Source organism: Pseudomonas fluorescens (genome assembly GCF_019212185.1).
Classification (GTDB): domain Bacteria; phylum Pseudomonadota; class Gammaproteobacteria; order Pseudomonadales; family Pseudomonadaceae; genus Aquipseudomonas.
This window is the reverse complement of record NZ_CP078138.1, coordinates 5,993,491-6,018,709: the sequence shown is the minus strand read 5'-3', so window position 1 is coordinate 6,018,709 and position 25,219 is coordinate 5,993,491. Positions and strand designations below refer to the sequence as shown.

The 25,219-nt window shown below is 61.3% G+C and carries 22 protein-coding genes; 10 read left to right on the top strand and 12 right to left on the bottom strand.

Annotated elements, in window-relative coordinates; translation table 11 throughout:
• Position 1: 1 nt before the first annotated feature.
• The 3 genes from choV to KW062_RS27170 all read right to left on the bottom strand — a co-directional run bounded on the left by choV (position 2) and on the right by KW062_RS27170 (position 3,030).
• Positions 2-1,180, bottom strand: coding sequence for a choline ABC transporter ATP-binding protein (gene choV / locus KW062_RS27180; protein WP_027617075.1), 1,179 nt, complete (start codon positions 1,178-1,180; stop codon positions 2-4).
• A complete protein-coding gene (gene choW / locus KW062_RS27175; RefSeq protein ID WP_027617076.1) occupies positions 1,177-2,022 on the bottom strand; it encodes a choline ABC transporter permease subunit in 846 nt (281 codons plus the stop codon). Before choW ends, choV begins: the two co-directional genes overlap by 4 nt.
• Before the next feature lie 66 nt (positions 2,023-2,088).
• Positions 2,089-3,030, bottom strand: coding sequence for a choline ABC transporter substrate-binding protein (locus KW062_RS27170; RefSeq protein ID WP_027617077.1), 942 nt, complete (start codon positions 3,028-3,030; stop codon positions 2,089-2,091).
• A gap of 437 nt (positions 3,031-3,467) precedes the next feature.
• Here KW062_RS27170 and KW062_RS27165 point away from each other — a divergent pair, with 437 nt between their 5' ends.
• Together KW062_RS27165 and KW062_RS27160 are read left to right on the top strand one after the other, a co-directional pair.
• Entirely contained in the window at positions 3,468-4,844 is a 1,377-nt protein-coding gene (locus tag KW062_RS27165) for an L-serine ammonia-lyase (RefSeq protein WP_027617078.1), read from the top strand.
• A 530-nt stretch (positions 4,845-5,374) separates the two neighbouring features.
• The gene (locus tag KW062_RS27160) at positions 5,375-6,478 is read left to right on the top strand and encodes a GlxA family transcriptional regulator (RefSeq protein WP_027617079.1); all 1,104 of its coding nucleotides are present in this window, start codon (positions 5,375-5,377) and stop codon (positions 6,476-6,478) included.
• Positions 6,479-6,588: 110 nt separating this feature from the next.
• On the opposite strand, the gene KW062_RS27155 is transcribed toward KW062_RS27160, so the two are convergent.
• The 6 genes from KW062_RS27155 to KW062_RS27130 form a co-directional block, all read right to left on the bottom strand.
• Positions 6,589-6,855 (bottom strand): hypothetical protein, encoded by a 267-nt coding sequence (locus KW062_RS27155; protein WP_105755990.1) that lies wholly within the window; start codon positions 6,853-6,855, stop codon positions 6,589-6,591.
• Positions 6,856-7,180: 325 nt separating this feature from the next.
• Positions 7,181-8,344 carry a gamma-butyrobetaine dioxygenase gene (locus tag KW062_RS27150; RefSeq protein WP_105755989.1) on the bottom strand — a complete coding sequence of 388 codons (1,164 nt, stop codon included), beginning with the start codon at positions 8,342-8,344 and terminating at the stop codon, positions 7,181-7,183.
• Between the two features lie 24 nt (positions 8,345-8,368).
• Positions 8,369-8,845 (bottom strand): thioesterase family protein, encoded by a 477-nt coding sequence (locus KW062_RS27145; RefSeq protein ID WP_105755988.1) that lies wholly within the window; start codon positions 8,843-8,845, stop codon positions 8,369-8,371.
• Between the two features lie 124 nt (positions 8,846-8,969).
• Positions 8,970-9,935: an L-carnitine dehydrogenase gene (locus KW062_RS27140; RefSeq protein ID WP_105755987.1), complete on the bottom strand. Its 966-nt coding sequence runs from the start codon at positions 9,933-9,935 to the stop codon at positions 8,970-8,972.
• A gap of 141 nt (positions 9,936-10,076) precedes the next feature.
• A complete protein-coding gene (locus KW062_RS27135; protein ID WP_027617084.1) occupies positions 10,077-10,964 on the bottom strand; it encodes a 3-keto-5-aminohexanoate cleavage protein in 888 nt (295 codons plus the stop codon).
• A gap of 75 nt (positions 10,965-11,039) precedes the next feature.
• Entirely contained in the window at positions 11,040-11,984 is a 945-nt protein-coding gene (locus KW062_RS27130; RefSeq protein ID WP_027617085.1) for a choline ABC transporter substrate-binding protein, read from the bottom strand.
• A 202-nt stretch (positions 11,985-12,186) separates the two neighbouring features.
• On the opposite strand from KW062_RS27130, the gene KW062_RS27125 reads away from it, so the two are divergent.
• Entirely contained in the window at positions 12,187-13,131 is a 945-nt protein-coding gene (locus tag KW062_RS27125; protein ID WP_105755986.1) for a GlxA family transcriptional regulator, read from the top strand.
• Between the two features lie 131 nt (positions 13,132-13,262).
• Here KW062_RS27125 and KW062_RS27120 read toward each other — a convergent pair whose 3' ends face one another.
• Together KW062_RS27120 and KW062_RS27115 are read right to left on the bottom strand one after the other, a co-directional pair.
• The gene (locus KW062_RS27120) at positions 13,263-13,679 is read right to left on the bottom strand and encodes a DUF3010 family protein (RefSeq protein ID WP_027617087.1); all 417 of its coding nucleotides are present in this window, start codon (positions 13,677-13,679) and stop codon (positions 13,263-13,265) included.
• 47 nt (positions 13,680-13,726) lie between these two features.
• On the bottom strand, positions 13,727-14,125 hold the full coding sequence (locus tag KW062_RS27115; protein WP_027617088.1) for a lysozyme inhibitor LprI family protein: 399 nt from the start codon (positions 14,123-14,125) through the stop codon (positions 13,727-13,729).
• A gap of 232 nt (positions 14,126-14,357) precedes the next feature.
• Here KW062_RS27115 and KW062_RS27110 point away from each other — a divergent pair, with 232 nt between their 5' ends.
• The 7 genes from KW062_RS27110 (at position 14,358) to KW062_RS27080 (ending at position 23,115) form a co-directional block, all read left to right on the top strand.
• Positions 14,358-15,335 (top strand): dipeptidase, encoded by a 978-nt coding sequence (locus KW062_RS27110; RefSeq protein ID WP_027617089.1) that lies wholly within the window; start codon positions 14,358-14,360, stop codon positions 15,333-15,335.
• A 78-nt stretch (positions 15,336-15,413) separates the two neighbouring features.
• Positions 15,414-15,944: a DUF5943 domain-containing protein gene (locus tag KW062_RS27105; RefSeq protein WP_027617090.1), complete on the top strand. Its 531-nt coding sequence runs from the start codon at positions 15,414-15,416 to the stop codon at positions 15,942-15,944.
• A gap of 15 nt (positions 15,945-15,959) precedes the next feature.
• The gene (gene dgcA, locus KW062_RS27100) at positions 15,960-18,020 is read left to right on the top strand and encodes a dimethylglycine demethylation protein DgcA (protein ID WP_027617091.1); all 2,061 of its coding nucleotides are present in this window, start codon (positions 15,960-15,962) and stop codon (positions 18,018-18,020) included.
• Positions 18,021-18,174: 154 nt separating this feature from the next.
• Entirely contained in the window at positions 18,175-20,118 is a 1,944-nt protein-coding gene (gene dgcB, locus KW062_RS27095; RefSeq protein WP_027617092.1) for a dimethylglycine demethylation protein DgcB, read from the top strand.
• Positions 20,118-21,338: an electron transfer flavoprotein subunit alpha gene (etfA, locus tag KW062_RS27090; RefSeq protein ID WP_105755984.1), complete on the top strand. Its 1,221-nt coding sequence runs from the start codon at positions 20,118-20,120 to the stop codon at positions 21,336-21,338. Before dgcB ends, etfA begins: the two co-directional genes overlap by 1 nt.
• A 15-nt stretch (positions 21,339-21,353) precedes the next feature.
• Positions 21,354-22,124, top strand: coding sequence for an electron transfer flavoprotein subunit beta (etfB, locus tag KW062_RS27085; RefSeq protein ID WP_105755983.1), 771 nt, complete (start codon positions 21,354-21,356; stop codon positions 22,122-22,124).
• A 109-nt stretch (positions 22,125-22,233) separates the two neighbouring features.
• A complete protein-coding gene (locus KW062_RS27080; protein ID WP_256350849.1) occupies positions 22,234-23,115 on the top strand; it encodes an RHS repeat-associated core domain-containing protein in 882 nt (293 codons plus the stop codon).
• 675 nt (positions 23,116-23,790) lie between these two features.
• Here KW062_RS27080 and gbcA read toward each other — a convergent pair.
• Positions 23,791-25,086, bottom strand: a complete 1,296-nt coding sequence (gene gbcA / locus KW062_RS27075) for a glycine-betaine demethylase subunit GbcA (protein WP_027617095.1) — start codon at positions 25,084-25,086, stop codon at positions 23,791-23,793.
• Between the last annotated feature and the right edge of the window lie 133 nt (positions 25,087-25,219).

Here is a 25,219-nt window from a genome sequence, read left to right as displayed (position 1 = left end):
CTTAGCCCAGGTTTTTGCCCAGCAGGGCGTGGTACAGCTCGCTGTCGCCGAGGATGCCGACTACATGGTTGTTGTCGTGGAGCACCAGCTTGTTGCCGGTCTGGTAGCGGATCTGCAGGGCGTCGCGCATGCCGATGTTGGAGTCGACCAGTGTCGGGCGACGGCCGAGGCCTTCCACCGACTGGCCGGGTGCCCAGTTCTGCAGGTCCAGGGCCGAGCCGTTCTGGCGGGCGCCCTTGATGGTGTTGCCTTCGGCCAAGTCCAGCCACGAGTCGCCGCCCGGGTCCAGGCACACCGAGCCGTTGATGCGCTTGCAGTTGTCCAGGGTGCGCATCAGGCTGCGACCGCAGAGGACGTTGAGCGGGTTGGTGTGGGCGACGAAGGTACGCACATAGTCGTCGGCCGGGTTGAGGACAATCTCTTCGGGCTTGCTGTATTGGATGATCCGGCCGTCTTTCATGATCGCGATGCGGCTGCCCAGTTTCAGCGCCTCATCGAGGTCGTGGCTAACGAAGACGATGGTCTTGGCCAGTTTGCGTTGCAGCTCCAGCAATTCGTCCTGCAGACCCTGGCGGATCAGTGGGTCGAGGGCCGAGAAGGGTTCGTCCATCAGCAGGATATCGGCGTCCATCGCCAAGGCGCGGGCCAGGCCGACCCGTTGCTGCATGCCGCCGGACAGCTCATCAGGCTTCTTGTTGCGCCACTGGGTCAGGCCAACCAGCTCCAGCTTCTCGTCCACCAGCTTGCGCCGTTCTTTCTCCGGACGACCCTGCATTTCCAGGCCGAAGCTGATGTTCTCGCGCACCGTCAGCCAGGGCATCAGGGCGAACTTCTGGAAGACCATGGCGATGCGCTTGGTGCGCATCATTTTCAGTTCTGCCGGGGTGCACGAGGCGATGTCGATCTGCCGACCTTCATGCTCGACGAACAGCTTGCCGCGGCTCACGGTGTTGAGGCCGTTGATGCAGCGCAATAGGCTGGACTTGCCGGAGCCGGAGAGACCCATCAGTACGCAGATTTCACCCTTGTCGATATCCAGGCTGGCCTTTTCGACGCCGACAATCTGCCCGGTCTTTTTCAGGATCTCGTTACGGGTCATGCCCTGGTCGAGCAGTTTCAAGGCTTCGCGCGGATCCTTGGTGAAGATCACGTCGACGTCATCAAAGCGAATTATGCTCATGCGTCACCCCCTACTTTGGCGTCGGGTTGTTTGCAGATACGGTCGAGCATGATCGCCAGCAGTACGATCGCCAGACCGGCTTCGAAGCCCAGGGCGATATCAGCGGTATTCAGTGCGTTGACCACGGGTTTGCCCAGGCCGTCGGCACCCACCAGCGCGGCAATCACCACCATCGACAGCGACAGCATGATGCACTGGGTGATACCGGCCGCGATGCTTGGCATGGCGTGGGGAAGTTCAATGCGCGAGAGCAGCTGACGGCGCGAGCAGCCAAAGGCCTTGCCGGCATCCATCAGTTCCTGCGGTACGTCGCGAATGCCCAGGTAGGTCAGGCGGATGGGCGCGGCAATCGCGAACACCACCGTGGAGATCAGCCCGGGGACAACACCCAGACCGAACAGGGTCAGGGTAGGAATGAGGTACACGAACGTCGGTACGGTCTGCATCAGATCGAGTACCGGACGCATCATGGTGTAGAACATCGGTTTGTGCGCGGCAACGATGCCCAACGGCACGCCGATCAGCACGCAGACCAGGGTGGCGAACATCACCTGGGCGAGGGTTTCCATGGTTTCCTGCCAGTACCCCAGGTTGAGGATCAACAGGAAGGAGGCGACGACAAAGGCTGTCAGGCCCCATTTGCGTTGGATGAAGTGAGCCAGCAAAGCGATCAGACCGATCAGTGCCAGCGGGTTGAACCAGGTCAGCGCAAACGTCACGCCGTGGATCATCGTTTCCAGCGACACGGCAATCGCGTCGAAGGTGCTGGCGCCGTGTTGCGTCAACCATTCAACGAATGCCGCGATGTACTGGCCTAGGGGTATTTTCTGATCAATCAGCATGGTAATGAACGTCCGCATGCAAGGTAATTAACAGCCCGGACGGCATGCGCCGTCCGGCATAAGCGACTACTGCAACTTGGCTTTCACGGCCTCCAGGCCTGGTTTACCGTCAATGGTGGTCACGCCAGCGAGCCAGGTATCGAGCACCTGTGGGTTCTTTTTCAGCCAGGCCTTGGCGGCCGCGTCAGGCTTCATTTTGTCGTCGAGGATGTTGCCCATCAGTTCGCTTTCCATGTCGACGGTGAACTCCAGGTTCTTCAACAACTGCCCAACGTTGCTGCATTCCGTGGCGTAACCCTTGCGGGTGTTGGTGGCCACGGTGGCAGCGCCGAAATCCGGGCCGAAGAAGTCATCGCCACCGGTCAGGTATTGAATCTTGAAGCGCTTGTTCATCGGGTGCGGTGCCCAGCCGAGGAATACCACGGCGGTGTCGCGTTTCTGCGCGCGGTCGACTTGCGACAGCATCCCGGCTTCGCTGGACTCGACGACCTTGAAGCCAGCGTCCTTGAGGCCGAAGGCGTTCTTGTCGATCATCGACTGGATCAGACGGTTGCCGTCGTTGCCGGGTTCGATGCCGTAGATCTTGCCGTCGAGCTCTTTCTTGAATTTGGCAATGTCGGCGAAGTCATGCAGCCCCTTGTCGTAAAGCGCCTGGGGGACAGCGAGGGTGTACTTGGCGCCCTTGAGGTTGGTACGCACGGTTTCCACGGTGCCGGCATCGCGGTAGGCCTTGATGTCGTTTTCCATGGTCGGCATCCAGTTCCCCAGGAACACGTCCATGTTCTTGCCGTCGGCCAGCGACTTGTAGGTCACGGGCACGGAAATCATGGTGGTCTTGGTTTTGTAGCCGAGGGCGTTGAGTACGACGCTGGTGGTCGCGGTGGTCGCAGTGATGTCGGTCCAGCCGACATCGGAGAAGTTGACGGTGCTGCATTGAGCCGGTTCCGCGGCCTGCGCCAGCACGGGAAGACTCAGTAGGGCGGCCAACAACAACGGGTTACCTTTCATGGGGTGGACTCCTGGATGTTTTTTTGGCGGTGTTCCGACAGGACAGCCGCACTTAGTAGTGTTGCGGTTGGTGGCGGTGAAGACAGCTCTGCCACGGCGCTTCGCAATCGAGTCGTAACTGATCATGGACCAGTGAAAATCTGACGCCTACAGGGTGCGTCGTATCCAGTACAGGGATGGTCGCATCCAGTGTCAGCGAGGTCGTTTACAGCTTTTTTCCGACCGTTGTTGCCCGCTGAACCGCAAAAAAAACCGTCGCAATGTGTCGCTTGCGGCCTGCGGCGTTAGTGGGCATGAGTGCGTCGGTGTCAGACGTTGAGCGACCGGGCAAAAGCCCGATGATGCGGCCATATGCACGGGTCGCTGCTTGAGCGTAGCAGCTCCGTCACCGGGTGCTTTGCGGCCTGGAACCTGCTCATCGAGGAGTCTCGTACGTCATGGCTATCAGCGTTTTCGACCTGTTCAAAATCGGCATCGGTCCGTCTAGCTCGCACACTGTAGGGCCGATGCGCGCCGGTGCGCTGTTTGTCGAGGCGCTGCGTGAGAAGCAGTTGCTGGAACAAGTGCGGCGAGTCGAGGTGCAGCTGTATGGCTCGCTGTCGGCCACCGGCATCGGGCACGGCAGCGACAACGCGGTGATCATGGGCTTGATGGGGGAGTGGCCGGACGCAATCGATCCGTCGCAAATAGGTATTCGCATCGACACCCTGCGCGAAACCGACACCCTGCTGCTCGACGGTCGTCTACCGGTGCCTTTTATCTGGTCGCGGGACATGCGCCTGATTGACGAGAACCTGCCGTTCCACCCGAATGCCATGACCCTGGTGGTGTTTGATGAAAACAGCGAAATCCATCGCGACACCTACTATTCAGTCGGCGGCGGTTTTGTCGTCGATGAGGCCCAGGCGTCCAGCGGTGTGGTGGACCTGGACAGCACCGTGTTGCCCTACGATTTTTCCAGCGCCGCCGAGTTGCTGGAGCTTTGCCAGAAGCACAACCTGCGGGTGGCCGAGCTGATGCTGGCCAACGAGAAGGTCTGGCGCAGTGAGGAAGAAATCCGCAGTGGCCTGATGAAGCTCTGGCGGGCCATGCAGGATTGTGTTGAACAGGGTCTCAAGCACGAAGGCATCCTGCCGGGCGGGCTCAATGTGCGGCGCCGTGCAGCCAAGCTGCACCGCAGTCTGCAAGAGCTGAACAAGCCCAACGTGATTGGCTCGACCTTGAGCGCCATGGAGTGGGTCAACCTGTTTGCCCTGGCGGTCAATGAAGAAAACGCTGCGGGCGGGCGCATGGTCACGGCACCCACCAACGGCGCTGCGGGGATCATCCCGGCGGTGCTGCATTACTTCATGAAGTTCAGCGAGGCGGTGACCGACGCCAACGTGGTCGACTACCTGCTCGGCGCGGCGGCGGTGGGCATCCTGTGTAAAAAGAACGCGTCGATCTCCGGCGCCGAAGTCGGTTGCCAGGGCGAAGTCGGTTCGGCCTGCGCCATGGCGGCAGCGGGGCTGGCGGAGATTCTCGGGGCCACGCCGGAGCAGTTGTGCAATGCCGCGGAGATTGGCCTGGAACACAACCTCGGTCTGACCTGCGATCCGGTCGGCGGGTTGGTGCAAGTGCCGTGCATCGAGCGCAACGCGATTGCGGCGGTGAAGGCGATCAACGCCGCGCAAATGGCCTTGCGTGGGGACGGCCAGCACTTCATTTCCCTGGACCGGGTGATCCGCACCATGCGTGATACCGGGGCGGATATGCATGACAAATACAAAGAGACATCGCGTGGTGGGTTGGCGGTGAGTGCTGTGGAGTGTTGAGTCCTTGATACCGCGTCGATCCCTTCGCGAGCAGGCTCGCTCCCACAGTGGTTCTATGTACACCAGGACATTGTGGGAGCGAGCCTGCTCGCGAAGAGTCCCGACCAGTCAAAACTGCCCGTAAACTGATCACCCCTCTGCAATCCCGCCACCTTTTAGCGCGTCGCTCTCAGATAAATAGCCCATCGAAAGCAGGGGGCTCTTTGAGTGCCCCTACCGTCCGTCACCGGTGCCTGCGGTGACACTCTTGTCTGATCGCTCGCAACCCAGTTCCCACAAGTGCTACCGATTTGCTCACAGCTCCTTGAACTGTGCCGTTGTACGGCCGTGCCAAGCCGATTAGTCCTGCGCGCCGCGCGTCATGTACAGACACACTCCTATGTCGTTTTCAGGAGTTATTGATTGGCCATTCAATTTTAGGCATGGCAATTGCTCTGTCATTACAAAGCCCGTCTCCCACTCGAGAACGATGGCCATAACAAGAGCCTCCGCCTGAGGCCATCACCCGCTTTGTGTGAGGAGATACCGCGATGACGTCGTTCAACTCAGGGGCCCAACCCCAGAACCGTGCGCCTCAATCCATCGGCTTTCTGCTGCTGGACAATTTCACGCTGATTTCCCTGGCCTCAGCAGTCGAGCCACTGCGCATGGCCAACCAGTTGTCCGGTCGCGAGCTGTATCGCTGGACCACCCTCACCGTTGACGGCGGCCAGGTCTGGGCCAGTGATGGTCTGCAGATCACCCCCGATGCCTCCATGCACAAAGCGCCGGCGATGGACACCATCATTGTCTGCGGCGGTATCGGCATCCAGCGCACCGTGACCCGTGAACACGTGTCATGGCTGCAAAGCCAGGCGCGCCAGTCGCGTCGCCTCGGCGCAGTTTGCACCGGCAGTTGGGCTCTGGCCTGCGCGGGTCTGCTCGACGGTTTTGATTGCAGCGTGCACTGGGAATGCCTGGCGGCGATGCAGGAAGCTTTTCCTCGGGTGGCGATGAGCACACGCTTGTTCACCCTCGACCGTAACCGCTTCACCAGCTCCGGCGGCACCGCGCCCCTGGACATGATGTTGCACCTGATCAGTCGCGATCACGGCCGCGAACTGTCGGCAGCGATTTCGGAAATGTTTGTCTACGAGCGCATTCGCAACGAACAGGATCACCAGCGCGTGCCGCTCAAACATATGCTCGGCACCAACCAGCCGAAGCTGCAGGAAATCGTCGCGCTGATGGAAGCCAACCTCGAAGAGCCGATCGACCTCGATGAACTGGCGGTGTATGTCGCCGTGTCCCGTCGTCAGTTGGAGCGGCTATTCCAGAAATACCTGCACTGCTCGCCGTCGCGTTACTACCTCAAGCTGCGGCTGATCCGCGCCCGGCAATTGCTCAAGCAGACGCCGATGTCGATCATCGAAGTGGCGTCGGTCTGCGGCTTCGTCTCCACGCCGCACTTCTCCAAGTGCTACCGCGAATACTTCGGCATTCCACCGCGTGACGAGCGCGTCGGCTCCAACACCACCCAACAGGTGGCGATGATGCCGATTCCACAAGCCTTGGTATTGGCACCGCTGTCGGGGCCGATGTCGGCGTTGAGCCAGGCGCGTAATGAGTCGACGTTTGCCAGTGTAAGGCTCTAAACCGCGTATACCTTCTCGCGAGCAGGCTCGCTCCCACATTGGATCTGCATCGTTGCTACAGTTGAGCAAACAATGCATAACCTGTGGGAGCGAGCCTGCTCGCGAAGCTTTTAGCGGCAGGTATGGCTTTGCTGGAATTCGGCCAGGGCTGGCAACAGCTGCTTGTCGATCGCCTGGCGCACGGCCGGGAGGATGGTGGCGCTGCTGGTGTAGATATCCTTGACCATCTTGCGCAGTTCATACGCCCGGGCATTGTCCAGCCCCCTCACTGCGCATTCGCAGGCCTGCTCGGCCGTGGCGCCGACGGGCACCTGAAAACCCAACGCCTTGAGCTGGCCCAACAGGTCTTCCTGATCAATCAAATCGGCGTGCATCATGACGCAAATCCTTCTTCCGGGAACAATGGGGTGACTCGATTCTGGTAGGCGCGGGTGGCGGGGGCAAGGTTGTTTTGTCGGGGTGTCCACATTGGCTATGAGCATGTCGTTTTCGGCTAACTTGCCGTACGACGGAGTGGGCACACTGGCCTCAGCTCGCTTCACGAAGGTTTGGTCACCCTCGCGCAACGGCTCCTCAACAGTACCTTGTGCCCCGATCCTGTCACGGCTTGTATCGGGGCTTTTTTTGTCTGTCCTTCCTTTAGTTTTGTTCTGTATTGATGGACGCCATCGCGAGCCTGCTCGCAATGAACGATGACGCGGTCTAGCGCTGCAACACCAGAATCCGCGACAACAACTCATCTCTATCCACATAGCATCCCTGGAAATGCCGGGCGCCGGTGGCGGGGTCGAAGGCGTTGCGGGCGTGCAGGGTGCGGCGGTTGTCGAAGCACCACAACTCGCCGGGACTGAGTCGCTGGATCAGGCGAAAGCGCGGCTCGCGGGTCATGCCGATCAATCGCCGATAGGCCCGATACAGCTTGGGCATCTGCTCCACCGAGGTGTCGAACGCCCCGCGCAGGAAGTTCGCCATGCGTATCTCCGCGACCCGTCCCAATGCATCCAGGGCAATGATCGGCGCCAGGCAGCGGTAGTCGCTATGGCGGTCCTTGTTGCGAAACTCCACGGGGATCTCACACAGGCTGTGGAAGGCCTCGGGATCCTCCTGGCGCAACGCATCGGCAATCGCAAAACCGTCGACGAAAATACTTTCGCCACCCTCGGCGTCATTCACCAGACAGTGCAGGAACTGCAGGCCGGGTTGCAGCTCGCGGGTCGGCAGGTCCGTGTGCAGCGGCAGGTTGAAGGCAGTGTAGGCATTGCTGTCGGCATCGGCTTTGGATTGCACGTTGAACAGCACGCCGAAATTGCTCTCGCGGATAAACGATATGCGCTGGGCGATCAGCTTCAACGAGCCCGGTTCTGTAGGCACTCCACGCACCTGGGTGAGGCCGGTGTCGCGCACCGCCAGCAGCCAGTGCAACAGGGCCTGATCGTCGTCCATCAGCGCCGCATAGTCGAATACCGGCAGGCGCAGATCGCTGTGCCACAAATGCGCGCGAGGTTTGCCCGCCAGACGTTCGCGGCGGGATTGCTCGTCGTAGGCGTGGGCGCGCAGCCAACCGGCGTCGAAACGGCTGAGATGGCCGTCCTGCCAATCGACGCGCAGGCAGCCGTCGGTATCGATATAGGCAGCGCTGGGTGCCAGGTCTGGTGCAGCGTCGACGATCTCGAACAGTTGCTCGCGAGTGACACTGTAGACGCATTCCGCGCACGGGCAATTGTCCCGCAGCCAGACATGGTGGAACGGGCTGATCCGGCGATCGGCCCACTCGATCAGCACGCGGTCCATCAGGTTCTGCACGCCGTGCAGCGCGCTGATCAACGGGTAAGTACGGAAATCGGCAACGGCGGCAGCGGTGTTCATGACGGCTCCTTGCGATGGGTGGAATTATCGGGCAGGTGGCAGGGCAATGACCCGGCCGATATAAGCGGGAACGGGCAGGTCGGTCTGCTCGGCGATGATCCCTTGCAGGCGTTCAAGAGTCGCTGCAGTGAAAGGTGCGGAGCGCGGCCCGGCGAGGTCGACATGCAGCAGCATTTGTTCGTTGCCGGCGAGTTCCTGGGGGTCACCGACGCGGTGCAGGCTGTGGTAGAGGTGCAGGCGTTTGCTGTCGTGGCCGATGATCTGTGTGTGCACTTCGACCTCGGTATCGAGCTTTACTTCGTGCAGGTAGTTGAGGTGCAGTTCCAGGGTGAACAGCGAGTGGCCGGTGGCTTCGCGGCTGCTGCTGTCCATACCCAGGCGGTCCATCAGGGCGTCGGTGGCGTAGCTGAAAATCAGTAGGTAAAAGGCGTCGCGCAGATGGCCGTTGTAGTCGACCCAGTCGGGGATGATGGTGGTTTGATAGGTGGTGAGGGTGGGCATGGTTTCTGATCCAATTTATAGAGTGACTGGACTACCCCCTTTCGCGAGCAGGCTCGCTCCCACAGGTTTTGCGCGGTCATTGTGGGAGCGAGCCTGCTCGCGAAGGGATAGTCGTGCTGACCGATTACTCGCTGAAACTCATGCCATGCCTGGCCTTGGTGGTTTTCACCGCCTCCAGCACCGCCAACAGGCAATCATCACGATAGCGCTCCAGCGCCGAAATGCTGTGTTGGCCCAACTGCTCGCGGGTGCCGTCCACCACATCATCGATCAGTTTCTCGGTCAACTCCGGTGCCGGCAGATAGGTCCAGGGCAGTTGCAGAGCGGGGCCGAACTGCGCCATGAAGTGACGCATGCCGGCATCGCCACCGGCCAGGGTGTAGGTCAGGAAGGTGCCCATGAACGACCAGCGCAGCCCGGCGCCAAAACGAATCGCGTCGTCGATTTCACCGGTGGTCGCCACGCCGTCGTTGACCAGGTGCAGCGCCTCGCGCCACAGCGCTTCCAACAGGCGGTCGGCAATGAACCCCGGTACTTCCTTGCGCACATGCAATGGGCGCATGCCCAGGGATTCGTAGACCTGCATCGCCGCCTGCACCGCTTCGGGCGCGGTGTTCTTGCCACCGACTACTTCGACCAACGGCAGCAGGTACACCGGGTTGAACGGGTGGCCGACCACGCAGCGTTCGGGGTGCGTGGCGCTCTCGTAGAACTCGCTGGGCAACAGGCCCGAGGTGCTGGAGCCGATCAGCGCATTGGGCTTGGCTGCCGCGCTGATCTTGCTGTGCAGTTCAAGTTTCAGTTCGAGGCGTTCCGGCGCGCTTTCCTGGATGAAGTCGGCGTCGCGCACGCACTCTTCGATGGTGGCGACGAAACGCAGGCGATCCTGCGATGCGCCGGGTGCCAGGCCCTGTTGTTCCAGCGCGCCCCAGGCATTGGCCACGCGTTTGCGCAGCGCCGCCTCGGCTCCGGGCGCCGGGTCCCAGGCCACCACATCCAGGCCATGGGCGAGGGCGCGGGAGACCCAGCCGCTGCCGATGACACCACTGCCCAGAGCAGCGAAGGTTTTGATTTCGGTGATAAAGCTCATGGTCGATTCCTGAAGAGTCCGCAATAAAAAACTGTAGGAGCGAGCCTGCTCGCGATGGCGGTATTCCTGTCGCGGATGATGCTCCGGATGTACCTGCCTCATCGCGAGCAGGCTCGCTCCTACAGGGGGGGTGGTGATCGCTTAACCGCGCTGTTTCAGCCCCATCTTCTTGCGCCCTTCGGCCGGGGTCAGGACGCGGGCGCCGAGGCGGCTGAGGATTTCGCTGGCGCGCTCGACCAGTTGGCCGTTGGTCGCCAGCACGCCCTTGTCCAGCCAGATGTTGTCTTCCAGCCCGACCCGTACGTTGCCGCCCAGCAGCACTGCTTGCGCGGCCATCGGCATCTGCATGCGGCCGATGCCGAAGCCGGCCCACACCGCGTTGGCTGGCAAGTTGTCGACCATCGCCTTCATGGTGGTGGTGTCGGCCGGCGCCCCCCACGGAATACCCAGGCACAGCTGGAACAGCGGGTCGTCGAGCAGGCCTTCCTTGATCATCTGTTTGGCGAACCACAGGTGGCCGGTGTCGAAGATTTCCAGCTCGGCTTTCACCCCCAGTTCCTGGATGCGCTTGGCCCCCGCGCGCAGTTGGGCCGGGGTCGATACGTAGATGGTGTCACCGTCGCCAAAATTCAGGGTGCCGCAGTCCAGGGTGCAGATTTCTGGCAGCAGTTCCTCGACATGGGCCAGGCGGGTCAGTGGCCCGACCAGGTCGGTGTTGGGGCCGAATTCCATAGGGTTCTCGCCGGCGCCGATTTCCAGGTCGCCGCCCATGCCGGCGGTGAGGTTGACGATGATGTCGACGTCCGCTTCACGGATGCGCTCCATCACTTCCCGGTACAGCGCCACGTCGCGGCTGAACTTGCCGGTTTGCGGGTTGCGCACGTGGCAGTGGACCACCGTGGCGCCGGCCTTGGCCGCTTCCACCGCAGCCGCCGCAATCTGTTTCGGAGTGACCGGCACGTGGGGGCTCTTGGCGGTCGTGTCGCCAGCACCGGTGAGTGCGCAGGTGATGATGACGTCGTGGTTCATGGTGCGGTTTCCTTCAGGCGTGAGGGTTCTGTTCGCAGCCCGAGTCGGGCTGCGAAGCGGTTGTGTGGTGTGCGGTTACTGGCTGGTCAGTTGCAGGTTCTGGGCCGCTGGCTTGCCGTCGAAGGTGGTCACCCCTTCGAGCCAGCGCGCTTTGTCCTGCGGATGATCCTTGAGCCACTGGCGGGCCGATTCGAGTGCGTCCTTGTGATCGAGCAGCGGTTGCATCATGCGGCTCTCGTCTTCGGCGGTGAACGTCAGGTTGGTCAGCAGGCGGCCGATGTTCGGGCACCTCTCGGCGTAGGTCGGCGCGGTGACCGTCCAGACCGTGGCCATGCCTTCATTCGGGCCGAGGGCGTCGTCGCTGCCGGTCAGGTAAGTCATCTGCACGTTGACGTTCATCGGGTGCGGCGCCCAGCCAAAGAACACCACGGCTTCCTTGCGCCGCACGGCCCGATCCACAGCGGCCAACATGCCGGCCTCACTGGATTCCACCAGCTGGAATTTGCCGAGACCGAACTGGTTCTTGGCGATCATCGCCTTGATCTGGGTGTTGGCGCCGGAGCCGGGCTCGATGCCGTAGATCTTGCCACCCAACTCTTTCTCGAATTTGGCGATGTCGGCGAAGGATTTCAGGCCCTTGTCGGCCAGGTAGGTGGGCACCGCCAGAGTGGCGCGGGCATCCTTGAGGCTTGGCGCTTCGAGGACCGTGACTTGCTTGGCGTCGACGAACGGGGTGATGGTTTGGGTCATCAACGGGTTCCAGTAGCCGAGGAACAGGTCCAGGCGCTGGTCGCGGATGCCGGCGAAGATGATTTGCTGGGACGCGCTGGTTTGTTTGGTCTTGTAGCCGAGGCCGTCGAGCAGGACCTGGGTCATGGCACTGGTGGCGATCACGTCGGTCCAGTTCACCACGCCCATGCGTACGTTCTGGCACGCGGCGGGGTCGGCGGCCATGGCACCGGAACTGAGAAATGCGGTACCGCTGAGTGCAAGAACACAGCTGCTGATCAGTCGTTTCATGGTGGGATCCTCGGCAGGTCGTTATTGTCGATTCCGGCGTCTGTTGCGCCGGTGATGCAAAGTTACGCAGCTCACCCTCGCAGAAAACGCACTGCGGCGACCAGCTCTTGCACTGCAGCGACCCCTGCTCTTGTGTGTCGCCGGCAAGTGGCGTATCACCGTCAGCACGCTACCCGTCCTCCCTGCCAGTCGAGTGCGTTGAATGTCTCAGGATTTCTACTTTCTGCTGATGCCGGGCTTTTCCGCCATCGGCTTCATTTCGGCGATCGAGCCGCTGCGCGTGGCCAACCGCTTTCGCGGCGAGCTGTACCGCTGGCATGTGCTGAGCGCTGACGGTGGGCCGGTGTTGGCCAGTAACGGCATGTCGCTCAACGCCGATGCGGCACTGGAGCCTTTGAAGAAGGGCGCGACCCTGTTGGTGGTCGCCGGCTTCGAGCCGCTGAAGTTCCTCGACGCGGCGCTGGCGCACTGGCTGCGCCGACTCGATCACGACGGGGTGACCCTCGGCGGTATCGACACCGGTAGCGTGGTGCTCGCCGAGATCGGCTTGCTGGACGGCCATCGCGTGACGTTGCACTGGGAGGCGATTGAAGCCTTCAAGGAATCCTATCCGCAGTTGAGCGTGACCCAGGAACTGTTTGAAATCGACCGCCGGCGCATCACCTCGGCCGGCGGCACCGCCTCCATCGACCTGATGCTCGACCTGATCGCCCAGGCCCACGGCCCGGAGCTGGCGATCCAGGTCAGCGAACAATTCGTGCTTGGACGCATCCGCCCGCGCAAGGACCACCAGCGCATGCAAGTCGCCACGCGCTACGGCATCAGCAATAAGAAGCTGGTGCAGGTGATTGGTGAGATGGAGCAGCACAGCGAGCCGCCGCTGACCACGTTGCAATTGGCGGATTCGATCAAGGTCACCCGGCGCCAACTCGAGCGCCTGTTTCGCCTGCACCTCAACGACACCCCGAGCAATTTCTACCTGCGCCTGCGCCTGGAAAAAGCCCGACAACTGCTACGTCAGACCGACATGAGCGTGCTGGAAGTGAGCATCGCCTGCGGGTTTGAATCGCCGTCGTACTTCACCCGCAGCTATCGGGCGAGGTTTGCCCGCTGTCCACGGGAAGACCGGCGAACTGCGCAGGCCTGAGCTCCACAGAGCCCTGCAGGAGCGAGCCTGCTCGCGATCGCAATTTGTCATTCGACATCGAGGTTGAAAGACATACCGCATTCGCGAGCAGGCTCGCTCCTACAGTTCATCGGTATTGCCAGGTAGTTTGTTTACTTCTTTAACAACGCCGCACACGCCGTCTTGTACGCCTCATGCTGATACTTGTTCAGCGTCGCCGGCAGCTCACCGCCCTGTTTTTTGGCCTGTGCGGTGATGGTCTGCGGTGACAGCAGCGTCACCTCGCAGCCGTCGAGCAGTTGCAACACACCTTCAATCTTGAAGGTGGTCGGGCCGCCGGCGAATTCACCTTTCTTGCTGCGCTTCTTGATCGCGATGCGGTCGATGGAGTTTTCCCGCACAAAGGACGCCACCTGCGCGGCGAACAGTTTGACGTTGGCTGCGTCGTCGTCATCCGCCAGCGCGATTTTCTTGGTGGCGAGGGCGACGTGGCTGAGGGTTGAGCCGTCGAGGGAGGCCACGGCGATGATCGCTTCGCTGCCTTTGATTTCAATGCCGCAGAGTTTCATGCTGAATCCTTGTACTGGCTTATGACCTGCAGCTTAACCCTCAAGCCTCACTCCTGCGCAATCGACTCGAGAAACTCCGACCGTTCGTCGTTCTTGTTCGCCAGGCAATCGTTCTGGTCGATGGTGTAGGCCTTGCTGCCCGGAGCGGACGGGAAGGGCGCAATTGCGCAGTCGGCATCGCGAGACTTGATCCACAACTGCTCGGCGGCCTGCAGCTTGGCGGTGACGTCCGCCGCCTGTGCCTTGTTGCCCGCCTGACTTTGGACGCGCTCCAGCAAACCCTGAAAGTTTTCCTTGAGCAGTTGCTCGGCAGTGGTTTTGTTGTACGTCGCGCATTCCAGGGTCTGGATGTCGTTTTCCACCGCATCGCACGGCGTGTTGTCAGCCTCTTCAGCCGCCTGTACGCCGGTCGCTATCAGTGCCAATGCGAAGAAGATCGATTTCATTGCTGCCGCCCCATCCAGTGAAACATCCAGTGATGCGGCGGATTCTGGCGCAAGCGTCGGCTAAAGAACAGCCGGGCAAATCCGCCGCAGCCTGACCCTTTGTCGCGGATTGACGCTTTCGGCAAACCCCCTGTCGTTTTTGCACCCGGGCGCCCCGGCACCGAGGCATATGCTGGCCCCAAAGCGCCGGCAGACGATTCGGCGCATGAATCGCCAATAAGGGGACAGCCTGATGAGCCCAGCCGAACTGCACGCCGACAGCATCGTTATCGACGGGCTGATCATTGCCAAGTGGAACCGAGAGCTGTTTGAAGACATGCGCAAAGGCGGCTTGACCGCGGCCAACTGCACCGTGTCGGTGTGGGAAGGGTTCCAGGCCACCGTCAACAACATCGCAGCCAGCCAGAAACTGATTCGCGAGAACAGCGACCTGGTGATGCCGGTGCGCACCACCGCCGACATCCGCAAGGCCAAGGAACAGGGCAAGACCGGCATCCTCTTCGGCTTCCAGAATGCCCACGCCTTCGAAGACCAGATCGGCTATGTCGAGGTGTTCAAGCAGCTCGGCGTTGGCATCGTCCAGATGTGCTACAACACCCAGAACCTGGTAGGCACCGGCTGCTACGAGCGTGACGGCGGGCTGTCGGGTTTCGGTCGCGAGATCGTCGCCGAGATGAACCGGGTCGGCGTCATGTGCGACCTGTCCCACGTCGGTTCCAAGACCTCGGAAGAAGTCATCCTCGAATCGAAAAAACCGGTCTGCTACTCCCACTGCCTGCCGTCGGGGCTCAAGGAGCACCCGCGCAACAAGTCCGATGAAGAGCTGAAGTTCATCGCCGACCACGGCGGTTTCGTCGGCGTGACCATGTTCGCGCCGTTCCTCGCCAAGGGCATCGATTCGACCATCGACGACTACGCCGAAGCCATCGAGTACGTGATGAACATCGTCGGCGAAGACTCCATCGGCATCGGCACCGACTTCACCCAGGGCCATGGCCAGGACTTCTTCGAATACCTGACTCACGACAAGGGCTACGCCCGCCGCCTGACCAGCTTCGGCAAGATCATCAATCCGCTGGGCATCCGCACCGTGGGCGAGTTCCCCAACCTCACTGAAACCCTGCTTAAGCGCGGTCACCCGGAGCGGGTAGTGCGCAAGATCATGGGCGAGAACTGGGTGAACGTCTTGAAAGATGTTTGGGGCGAATAAGCCACTACGCCGCTGAATCCTTGCCCGCTGCCCTCCGCGCAGCGGGCAACAACACAATTTTTCTGGAGTTGAGTTTCCATGGCCAAGATCGCCCCGCAATTGCCAATCGAAGTCGACAGCGAGACCGGTGTCTGGACCTCCGACGCCCTGCCGATGCTGTACGTGCCACGGCATTTCTTCGTCAACAACCACATGGGCATCGAGGAAGTGCTGGGCGCCGACGCCTACGCTGAAATCCTCTACAAGGCCGGCTACAAATCCGCCTGGCACTGGTGCGAGAAAGAAGCCGAATGCCACGGCCTGGAAGGCGTCGCGGTGTTCGAGCACTACATGAAACGCCTGTCGCAACGCGGCTGGGGCCTGTTCAAGATCCAGGACATCGACCTCGACAAAGGCACCGCCAGTGTCAAGCTCGAACACTCGGCATTCGTCTACGTGTACGGCAAGGTCGGGCGCAAGGTCGACTACATGTTCACCGGCTGGTTTGCCGGGGCCATGGACCAGATCCTGCAAGCGCGCGGCAGCCAGATCCGCACTGTGGCCGAACAAGTCTACGGTGGCTCCGAAGAGGGTCACGAAGACGGCTTGTTCACCGTCAAGCCGTTGTAAGTCGAGGACCCGGCCATGGCTTTCGAAGCAATGTTTCAGCCAATTCAAATTGGCAAACTGACCATCCGCAACCGCGTGCTCAGCACCGCGCACGCCGAGGTCTATGCCACTGACGGCGGTATGACCACCGACCGTTACGTGAAGTACTACGAAGAGAAAGCCAAGGGCGGGATCGGCCTGGCGATTTGCGGCGGCTCCTCGGTGGTGGCCATCGACAGCCCGCAGGAGTGGTGGAGCTCGGTCAACCTGTCCACCGACCGCATCATCCCGCACTTCCAGAACCTGGCCGACGCCATGCACAAGCATGGCGCCAAGATCATGATCCAGATTACCCACATGGGCCGTCGCTCGCGTTGGGACGGTTTCAACTGGCCGACTTTGATGTCGCCGTCGGGTATCCGCGAACCGGTGCACCGTGCCACCTGCAAGACCATCGAGCCGGAAGAAATCTGGCGGGTGATCGGCAACTACGCCCAGGCTGCGCGCCGGGCCAAGGCCGGTGGCCTGGACGGCGTCGAACTGTCGGCGGTGCACCAGCACATGATCGACCAGTTCTGGAGCCCGCGGGTCAACAAACGTACCGACGAATGGGGCGGTACCTTCGAAGGCCGCATGAAGTTCGGCCTCGAAGTGCTCAAGGCGGTGCGTGCAGAAGTGGGCGACGATTTCTGCGTGGGCATCCGCCTGTGCGGTGACGAGTTCCACCCGGACGGTCTGTCCCATGAAGACATGAAGCAGATCGCCAAGTACTACGACGACACCGGCATGCTTGATTTCATCGGTGTGGTCGGCTCGGGTTGCGACACCCACAACACCCTGGCCAACGTTATCCCCAACATGAGTTATCCACCGGAGCCGTTCCTGCACCTGGCTGCCGGGATCAAGGAAGTGGTCAAGGTGCCGGTGCTGCACGCGCAGAACATCAAGGACCCGAACCAGGCGACGCGGATTCTCGAGGGCGGCTACGTCGACATGGTCGGCATGACCCGTGCGCACATTGCCGACCCGCACCTGATCGCCAAGATCAAGATGGGCCAGATCGACCAGATCAAGCAGTGCGTGGGTGCCAACTATTGTATCGACCGTCAGTACCAGGGCCTGGACGTGTTGTGCATCCAGAACGCCGCGACCTCCCGTGAGTACATGGGCGTGCCGCACATCATCGAGAAAACCACCGGCGTGAAACGCAAGGTCGTGGTGGTCGGTGCCGGTCCTGCCGGGATGGAAGCGGCACGCGTTGCCGCTGAACGTGGCCACGACGTGACCCTGTTCGAGAAGAAAGAATTCATCGGCGGGCAAATCACCACGGCGTCGAAAGCGCCACAACGTGACCAGATCGCCGGTATCACCCGCTGGTATCAGCTGGAACTGGCGCGCCTGAAAGTCGATCTGCGCCTGGGTGTGGCGGCAGATGCGCCGACCATCATGGACCTGCGTCCGGATGTGGTGGTGCTCGCCGTTGGCGGCCACCCTTTCCTCGAGCAGAACGAACACTGGGGCTCGGCCGAAGGCCTGGTGGTCAGCAGCTGGGACGTGCTCGACGGTAAGGTGGCGCCGGGCAAGAACGTGCTGGTCTACGACACCATCTGCGAATTCACTGGGATGTCGGTGGCCGACTTCCTGGCCGACAAGGGCAGCCAGGTCGAGATCGTCACCGACGACATCAAGCCGGGCGTAGCCATCGGCGGTACGTCGTTCCCGACCTACTACCGCAGCATGTATCCGAAAGAAGTGATCATGACCGGCGACATGATGTTGGAAAAGGTCTATCGCGAAGGCGACAAGCTGGTGGCGGTGCTGGAGAACGAATACACCGGCGCCAAAGAGGAGCGGGTGGTCGACCAGGTGGTCGTGGAAAACGGTGTGCGTCCCGATGAGCAGATCTACTACGCGCTCAAGGAAGGCTCGCGCAACAAGGGCCAGGTCGACGTTGAAGCGCTGTTCGCGATCAAGCCCCAGCCTTGCCTGAGCGAGGCCGGCGACGGCTACTTGCTGTTCCGCATCGGCGACTGCGTGGCCCAGCGTAACGTTCACGCCGCCATCTACGACGCCCTGCGCCTGTGCAAGGATTTCTAACGGCTTGCACATGACCCTGTGGGAACAGGCCTGCTCGCGAAAGCGGTGGATCAGTCGACATTGATGTTGAATGTCAGTCCGCCTTCGCGAGCAGGCTCACTCCCACAGAACCGCCGACCGTGTTTCTCCAAGATGTACTGGTGGGAGCTTCACCATGTTGAACACCCTTCTTCCAATCCTGTTGTTCGCAGCCCTGGGCCTTGGTGTCCTGGGCGCGCTGCGCCGGGTGAACATGTGGCGCCGTGGCCGAGCCTCGAAGGTCGACCTGCTCGGCGGCCTGCTGGCCATGCCCAAGCGCTACATGGTCGACCTGCACCACGTGGTCGCCCGCGACAAATACATCGCCAACACCCACGTCGCCACAGCCGGTGGCGCGGTGGCGTCGATCGTCCTGGCGATCATCGTCCATGGCTTTGGCCTGCATAACCGCTGGCTCGGCTACGCCCTGTTGCTGATGACAGTGGTCATGTTTGTCGGCGCAATCTTCGTCTACCTGCGTCGGCGCAATCCGCCTGCGCGCCTGTCGAAAGGCCCGTGGATGCGCCTGCCGAAAAGCCTGCTGGCGTTCTCTGCGTCGTTCTTCGTGCTGACCTTGCCGGTGGCCGGGATTCTTCCGGAGCACTTCGGCGGCTGGCTGCTGGCGGCAATTCTCGGTGTGGGTGTGCTGTGGGGCGTGTCCGAGTTGTTCTTCGGCATGACTTGGGGCGGGCCGATGAAGCACGCCTTCGCCGGTGCCCTGCACCTGGCCTGGCACCGTCGCGCCGAACGTTTTGGCGGTGGTCGTTCAACGGGTCTTAAACCGCTTGACCTGAACGACCCTCAAGCCCCCTTGGGCGTGGAAAAGCCCAAGGATTTTACCTGGAACCAACTGCTCGGCTTCGACGCCTGCGTGCAATGCGGTAAATGCGAAGCGGCGTGCCCGGCATTCGCCGCTGGCCAGCCGCTGAACCCAAAAAAACTGATTCAGGACATGGTGGTCGGCCTGGCCGGTGGCACCGACGCCAAGTTCGCCGGGAGCCCGTATCCTGGTAAAGCCATCGGCGAACACGCCGGAAATCCGCACCAGCCAATCGTCAACGGCCTGGTGGACGCCGAGACGCTGTGGTCGTGCACCACCTGCCGCGCCTGCGTCGAGGAATGCCCGATGATGATCGAGCACGTCGATGCCATCGTCGACATGCGCCGCCATCTGACATTGGAAAAAGGCGCGACGCCGAACAAGGGCGCCGAAGTCCTGGAAAATCTGATCGCCACCGACAACCCGGGCGGCTTTGCGCCGGGCGGTCGAATGAACTGGGCGGCGGACTTGAACCTCAATCTCATGAGCGAAAAGAAAGCCACCGACGTGCTGTTCTGGGTTGGCGACGGCGCCTTCGACATGCGCAACCAGCGCACCTTGCGCGCCTTCGTCAAAGTGCTGAAAGCAGCGAAAATTGACTTCGCCGTGCTCGGTCTCGAAGAGCGCGACAGCGGTGACGTGGCCCGACGCCTGGGCGATGAGGCGACCTTCCAGATGCTCGCCAAGCGCAATATCCAGACCCTGGCCAAATACCGTTTCAACCGCATCGTCACCTGTGATCCGCACAGTTTCCATGTGCTGAAAAATGAGTACGGCGCCTTCGACGGCAACTACCTGGTGCAGCACCACAGCACCTACATGGCGGAAATCATCGACGCTGGCGCACTCAATCTCGGCCAGCACAAAGGCGACAGCGTGACCTACCACGATCCGTGCTATCTCGGTCGCTACAACGGCGAATACGAGGCGCCGCGCCAGGTACTGCGCGCCCTTGGGATCGAGGTCAAGGAAATGCAACGCTCCGGTTTCCGCTCACGCTGCTGCGGCGGTGGCGGCGGCGCGCCGATCACCGACATTCCGGGCAAACAACGGATCCCTGACATGCGCATGGAAGACATCCGCGAGACCGGTGCCGAATTGGTGGCGGTAGGTTGTCCGCAGTGCACGGCGATGCTCGAAGGGGTGGTCGAACCGCGCCCAGTGATCAAGGACATTGCCGAGTTGGTGGCCGATGCGTTGCTCGAAGACGCCGCGCCCGCCAAGGCACCGACCAAACGCGAACCTGCGGAGGTGCATTGATGAGCGAGATTATCCGTCGCGATCCGCGAGCCGAATGGATTGCCCGCAACCGCCTGCACCCGCTGCACGCGGCCATGCAGCCGGTGCAACACAGCTGGATGGGGCCGAACGGGGTGATTCGCAAGAACCCTCATGGCGTCGGTTTCATCGGCCCCAACGGCCTCAAGCGCATCGACCGCAGCGGCGCCCAGCAAGGCGGCACGGTCAAGCGCACGGCGGCGGCCGAGGTGCAATTGCCGCTGCATCAGGTGCCAGCCCCGGCGTTCTACATCAGCGTGGTGCCGGACATGGTCGGCGGCCGCTTGAGCAGCCATGACCGCGATTTGCTCGGCCTGGCGCATCAATTGGCCGGCAAGGACGGCGCGGTCCTGGCCGTGGTCTTCGGCGAACACAAAGAGAGCGCTTTCGCCACGGCTGGCGTTGATCGCTTGCTGGTGCTCGAAGGCGAGCAGTTCAGCGGTTATGCACCGGAACAACGGGTCCAGGGCTTGCGGGCTGTGGATAACCAGTTCAGCCCGCGTCACTGGCTGCTGCCTGACAGCCGCAGCGGCGGTGGCGAACTGGGTCGGCGATTTGCCGCCGCCCTCGGTGAACGCCCGGCCACGAGGGTTTGGCAGGTCAAGGATGAGGCTTGTATCGGCCGCGCCGGCGCTGGCTTGCAGGACCTGGCGCGGCCACTGGCGCGCTTGATCCTCGGCGCCGTCGAATGTGCCGAACCGGTCAGCGAAACCCGTCACGAAGCCTTGCCGATGGAGTTATCCACAAGCGTCGCCCGCAGCCTGTCGCGGATCGAAGATTTGGGTGCGGTGGCGGTGGACCCGGGCGCGATTCCGATGGCCGAGGCCGAGTTCATCTTCTCGGGCGGCAACGGCGTCAAGGACTGGGACTTGTTCCATCAGACGGCTGCTGCCCTGGGTGCTACCGAAGGCGCCTCGCGGGTGGCGGTGGACGACGGTTTCATGGCCCGCGATCGGCAGGTCGGCGCGTCCGGCACCTGGGTTACTGCGCGAGTCTATGTGGCCGTGGGGATTTCCGGGGCGATCCAGCACCTGCAGGGCATCGGTGCCTGCGACAAGGTGGTGGCGATCAACCTGGATCCCGGGTGCGACATGATCAAGCGCGCTGACCTGTCGGTGATCGGCGAGAGTAGCGAAATATTCCACGCCTTGATCGCGGCGGTGGCGGCTTACCGCAACGACGCCAAGCGCGATGCGGCTTAAGGAAAGGAATGGGTCATGAGCACTAAAGTCATCAGCCTGGTTTCCATCGGCGCCCACCCGACCTCCGGCCGGCCACGTCGTGCCGATCAGGATGCGCGAGCGGTCGAACTCGGCCTGCAACTGGCTGGGGATAACTTACAGGTGCTGCATGCCGGCGACATCGCCGAACCGGCCCTGCGCGCCTACCTGGGCATGGGGCTGGAGCAATTGCATGTACTGGAGCAACCGACGGGCGCCGATGCCTTGCCGTCGTTGACCGACTATTTGCGTGGCGCCGGCGCCCAGGTGGTGCTCACCGGTAGCCAGGCGGAAACCGGCGAAGGCTCGGGCATGTTGCCGTTCCTGCTGGCCGAAAGCCTCGGCTGGCCGCTGGTGGTGGGGCTGGCCGAGGTCGAATCCATCGACGGCACCTCGGCCCTGGTGCTGCAAGCTTTGCCACGGGGCCAGCGACGCCGTCTGAAAGTGCGTCTGCCATTCCTCGCCACGGTGGACAACGCCGCACCCAAACCTCGTCAGAGCGCCTACGGCCCGGCGCGTCGTGGCGTACTACAAGCCCATGAAGTCGAAGTGCTGGACGACGAACTGCTCGCCAGCGCCACCCTGCAACCGGCCAAACCGCGGCCCAAGCGCCTGAAGGTGATCAAGGCCAAGAGCGGCGCCGACCGCATGAAAGCCGCCACCGCCAAGGCCAGCGGCGGCGGGGGGCAGGTGCTCAAGGGCGTGAGTGCAGAAGAGGGCGCCCAAGCGATCCTCAAACTGCTGATCGAAGAAGGCGTGGTGCGCTAGCGGGGAGGGCAACACTAGCAGAACTGCTAGTGTTGCTTTCAGCCGCTGTTTGCTAGCGTGGTCTGCATCCGAGGTGCCCTGTGGGGCGCCTTGATCGATGCGAGGCCAGATGATGGACTTTTCTGCGAATCACCCACGTTCCCCCGTCACCCCTCCGGCTGCCTCGCGCACCCTGCTGCTGCCCACCGACCTGCAGCAATCCATCCTCGCTGAACTCGACCACGCCGGGCCCAATCGGCGTGCCTACAGCGCCTATGGCGTGCCCATCAGTCAGCATCCACCTGGCAGCCACCTTGGCTTCAATGGACAACTCCGCGAGCGTCCTACCGGCTGGTATCACCTGGGCAATGGTCATCGCGTCTACAACCCGGTGCTGATGAGGTTTCATAGCCCGGATCGGTTGAGTCCGTTTGGCAAGGGGGGGATTAATGCCTATGCGTATTGCACGGGTGACCCGCTCAACTGGGTAGACCCTTCGGGTCAATACGGTCAGGCCGTTGCCCGACTCATTCAACTATCGGCAACCACTGCGCTGCATGCCGGAATAGTCACGACCAATCTGGTGGGAGCTACTGCCAAAGGCTGGATGCTATACGCCGCACGTTTAAGCACGGTTGCTTCCACGACTGCGATTGCGGGATCAGTTGGACAATTGGCAGGGTTCGCCTCTGCCGTCTATATCTCGAACGGGGCGACTTTGGTTTCTGCTGGGGCTACGATGGTTCGTTATGTGCCAGCCATTGTTAATGGCGCCCGAGCTGGCACCTTGACGACTACGATAAAAAACAACATCAAGCATTTGATCAAGGGAAAGGCATTTGAGGTCCCGCCTGTTCCGCCGCTGGCCTCTGTGCCAAAGGTCAATGGAGCGCATGTTGTGATCGAGATGGACGAAATTTCAGTGCTCGAGAGAAGTTCTTTATCGAGTGCCACTCCTACAAATGCGGGTCAAGACATCCGCCAACCGCCCAAATCAATCAGACATATGTGACCATTCGTTCTCGGGTACGGGTGTTACCCACAATCCCTGTGAGCGCATCTGTGGATAACATGTTCACCCCTCGCTACACCCCTTACGCAGCAAGCCCAGTACGCCTTTGTACGAAAAACAATCAACGTGAGTGGTTGTTTTTTGAAGGTTTTTTTGGGGGGCTGGAGACTCAGTAGGCCGATACTTGCCCCCAATCTCTGTTGGCGCTTCTGTGGACAAGTTGTTTGCTGTCGCCTGCAAGCCTTATAAAACAAGGCCTCCAAGAGTTTGATCATTTAATGGTCAAATGCGCCATTTACTCTCTATTCTCCCGCTGAATCCCCCGAAATATGCGGGCTGGACGGGGTTTTCCACAACGATACGCCGCGATGCACAAGTTGCCCCCAAACTCTGTTGGCGGTTCTGTGGATAAGGTGTTCGCGATCCTCTGTAGGCCTTTAAAAACGTGGCTTTAAGAGGGTTGATCAAAAAACAGACAGCTGCGCGTAAAAACTGTGAATTCGAATAAGTCACGGTTTTTATTGGCATTGTGTGGAAATAGTTGGAGGCAGATCCACAGTTGCCCACATTTGCTGTGGGCTGAGGTGTGGATAACTTGTTTGCGGATCGTTGCAAGCCCTGTCCGGCATGGCCGGACAGGTGATAGATCGAAATTTGTACAGTTCAGGCCAGTCGTTAGCTGCTGACCGCAATACCCTTCAGATACGGCGCAGGCTCTGCCCCCAGGTTGTGCAACATGCGGCCGCTGTACCAATCCACAAAATTCACCACGCCAAACTCATAAGTCTTGGAGTACGGGCCTGGCTGGTAGGCGGTGGAGTTGATGCCGCGCTGGTTCTCTTCGGCCAGGCGACGGTCCTGGTCGTTGGTGGCGTCCCAGACTTTTCGCATACGTTCGACGTCGTAGTCCACGCCTTCGACGGCGTCCTTGTGGACGATCCACTTGGTGGTGACCATGGTTTCCTGGGCGCTGATCGGCCACACGGTGAAGACGATGATGTGGTCGCCCATGCAGTGATTCCACGAGTGCGGCAGGTGCAGGATGCGCATCGAGCCGAGGTCGGGGTTCTTGATGCGGCCCATGAGTTTGGCGCAGCCTTGCTTGCCGTCCATGGTCATCGAGACGGTGCCCTTGAGCAGCGGCATGCGCACGATGCGGTTGCGCAGGCCGAAGCTGGCATGGGCGTACGGGATCTTCTCGGCGTCCCAGGCGGCAGCGGAGGCGGCCACGTGGTCTTTGAACGCCTGGTCGGCGCGTGGGTCGGTGACGTCGTCCCATTCCAGCAGGGTTTTCAACAGCTCAGGGTGCGAAGCGTTGCAGTGGTAGCACTCGCGGTTGTTTTCCAGCACCAGCTTCCAGTTGGCCTTCTCCATCAAGGTGGTGGTAATCGCCACCTTGGTGTTCTCCATGTCGTAGGGTTCCATGTAGTGATTCAGCGTTGACAGGAAATCATCGATGGCCGGCGGGTTTTCCGCCAGGCTGACGAAGATGTAGCCGCCGGCGGTTTTCACATTCACCGGCTTGAGGCCGTACTGCTTCATGTCGAAGTCGTCGCCCATCTCGGTGCCGGCGAACAGCAGGCGACCGTCGAGTTCGTAGGTCCATTGGTGGTAGTGGCAGACCAGCTTGGCAACCTTGCCCTTCTCACTGGTACACAGGCGCGAACCACGGTGACGGCAGACGTTGTGGAAGGCATGCACCACACCCTCGGCGCCGCGAATCACGATGATCGGGTTCTTGCCGATCTGCAGGGTCAGGTAGTTGCCCTTGGTTGGGATCTCGCAGGTCATGCCGGCGATCAACCACTCTTTCTGGAAGATCTCCTGCATGTCGATATCGAACAGGCGCTCGTCACTGTAGAACGGCTGCGGCAGCGAGAAGGTGCGCTCGCGTTCCTGAAGCATCTGCGCGGTGGCCTTGCGTGCGGGTTCCAGCGGATCGCCCAGGCTGATTTTTGCGGTGACGTCCATCGATGTGATCCTCAAGGCCATTCTGTGTGGCCGGCGAAAGTGGCTAATCAGGTGTACTGCTGTGGAATGCTACGCAAGGTGTAAGGGGGGTGTCTTGGTATGGGGCGAGTGTGGGGCCGGCGCGGGCCAGAAC

Bases quoted from the DNA above. Each gene is read 5' to 3' on its own strand.
- choV (WP_027617075.1), bottom strand. From the start codon at position 1,180: ATGAGCATAATTCGCTTTGATGACGTCGACGTGATCTTCACCAAGGAT.
- choW (WP_027617076.1), bottom strand. From the start codon at position 2,022: ATGCTGATTGATCAGAAAATACCCCTAGGCCAGTACATCGCGGCATTC.
- KW062_RS27170 (WP_027617077.1), bottom strand. From the start codon at position 3,030: ATGAAAGGTAACCCGTTGTTGTTGGCCGCCCTACTGAGTCTTCCCGTG.
- KW062_RS27165 (WP_027617078.1), top strand. From the start codon at position 3,468: ATGGCTATCAGCGTTTTCGACCTGTTCAAAATCGGCATCGGTCCGTCT.
- KW062_RS27160 (WP_027617079.1), top strand. From the start codon at position 5,375: ATGACGTCGTTCAACTCAGGGGCCCAACCCCAGAACCGTGCGCCTCAA.
- KW062_RS27155 (WP_105755990.1), bottom strand. From the start codon at position 6,855: ATGATGCACGCCGATTTGATTGATCAGGAAGACCTGTTGGGCCAGCTC.
- KW062_RS27150 (WP_105755989.1), bottom strand. From the start codon at position 8,344: ATGAACACCGCTGCCGCCGTTGCCGATTTCCGTACTTACCCGTTGATC.
- KW062_RS27145 (WP_105755988.1), bottom strand. From the start codon at position 8,845: ATGCCCACCCTCACCACCTATCAAACCACCATCATCCCCGACTGGGTC.
- KW062_RS27140 (WP_105755987.1), bottom strand. From the start codon at position 9,935: ATGAGCTTTATCACCGAAATCAAAACCTTCGCTGCTCTGGGCAGTGGT.
- KW062_RS27135 (WP_027617084.1), bottom strand. From the start codon at position 10,964: ATGAACCACGACGTCATCATCACCTGCGCACTCACCGGTGCTGGCGAC.
- KW062_RS27130 (WP_027617085.1), bottom strand. From the start codon at position 11,984: ATGAAACGACTGATCAGCAGCTGTGTTCTTGCACTCAGCGGTACCGCA.
- KW062_RS27125 (WP_105755986.1), top strand. From the start codon at position 12,187: ATGTCTCAGGATTTCTACTTTCTGCTGATGCCGGGCTTTTCCGCCATC.
- KW062_RS27120 (WP_027617087.1), bottom strand. From the start codon at position 13,679: ATGAAACTCTGCGGCATTGAAATCAAAGGCAGCGAAGCGATCATCGCC.
- KW062_RS27115 (WP_027617088.1), bottom strand. From the start codon at position 14,125: ATGAAATCGATCTTCTTCGCATTGGCACTGATAGCGACCGGCGTACAG.
- KW062_RS27110 (WP_027617089.1), top strand. From the start codon at position 14,358: ATGAGCCCAGCCGAACTGCACGCCGACAGCATCGTTATCGACGGGCTG.
- KW062_RS27105 (WP_027617090.1), top strand. From the start codon at position 15,414: ATGGCCAAGATCGCCCCGCAATTGCCAATCGAAGTCGACAGCGAGACC.
- dgcA (WP_027617091.1), top strand. From the start codon at position 15,960: ATGGCTTTCGAAGCAATGTTTCAGCCAATTCAAATTGGCAAACTGACC.
- dgcB (WP_027617092.1), top strand. From the start codon at position 18,175: ATGTTGAACACCCTTCTTCCAATCCTGTTGTTCGCAGCCCTGGGCCTT.
- etfA (WP_105755984.1), top strand. From the start codon at position 20,118: ATGAGCGAGATTATCCGTCGCGATCCGCGAGCCGAATGGATTGCCCGC.
- etfB (WP_105755983.1), top strand. From the start codon at position 21,354: ATGAGCACTAAAGTCATCAGCCTGGTTTCCATCGGCGCCCACCCGACC.
- KW062_RS27080 (WP_256350849.1), top strand. From the start codon at position 22,234: ATGATGGACTTTTCTGCGAATCACCCACGTTCCCCCGTCACCCCTCCG.
- gbcA (WP_027617095.1), bottom strand. From the start codon at position 25,086: ATGGACGTCACCGCAAAAATCAGCCTGGGCGATCCGCTGGAACCCGCA.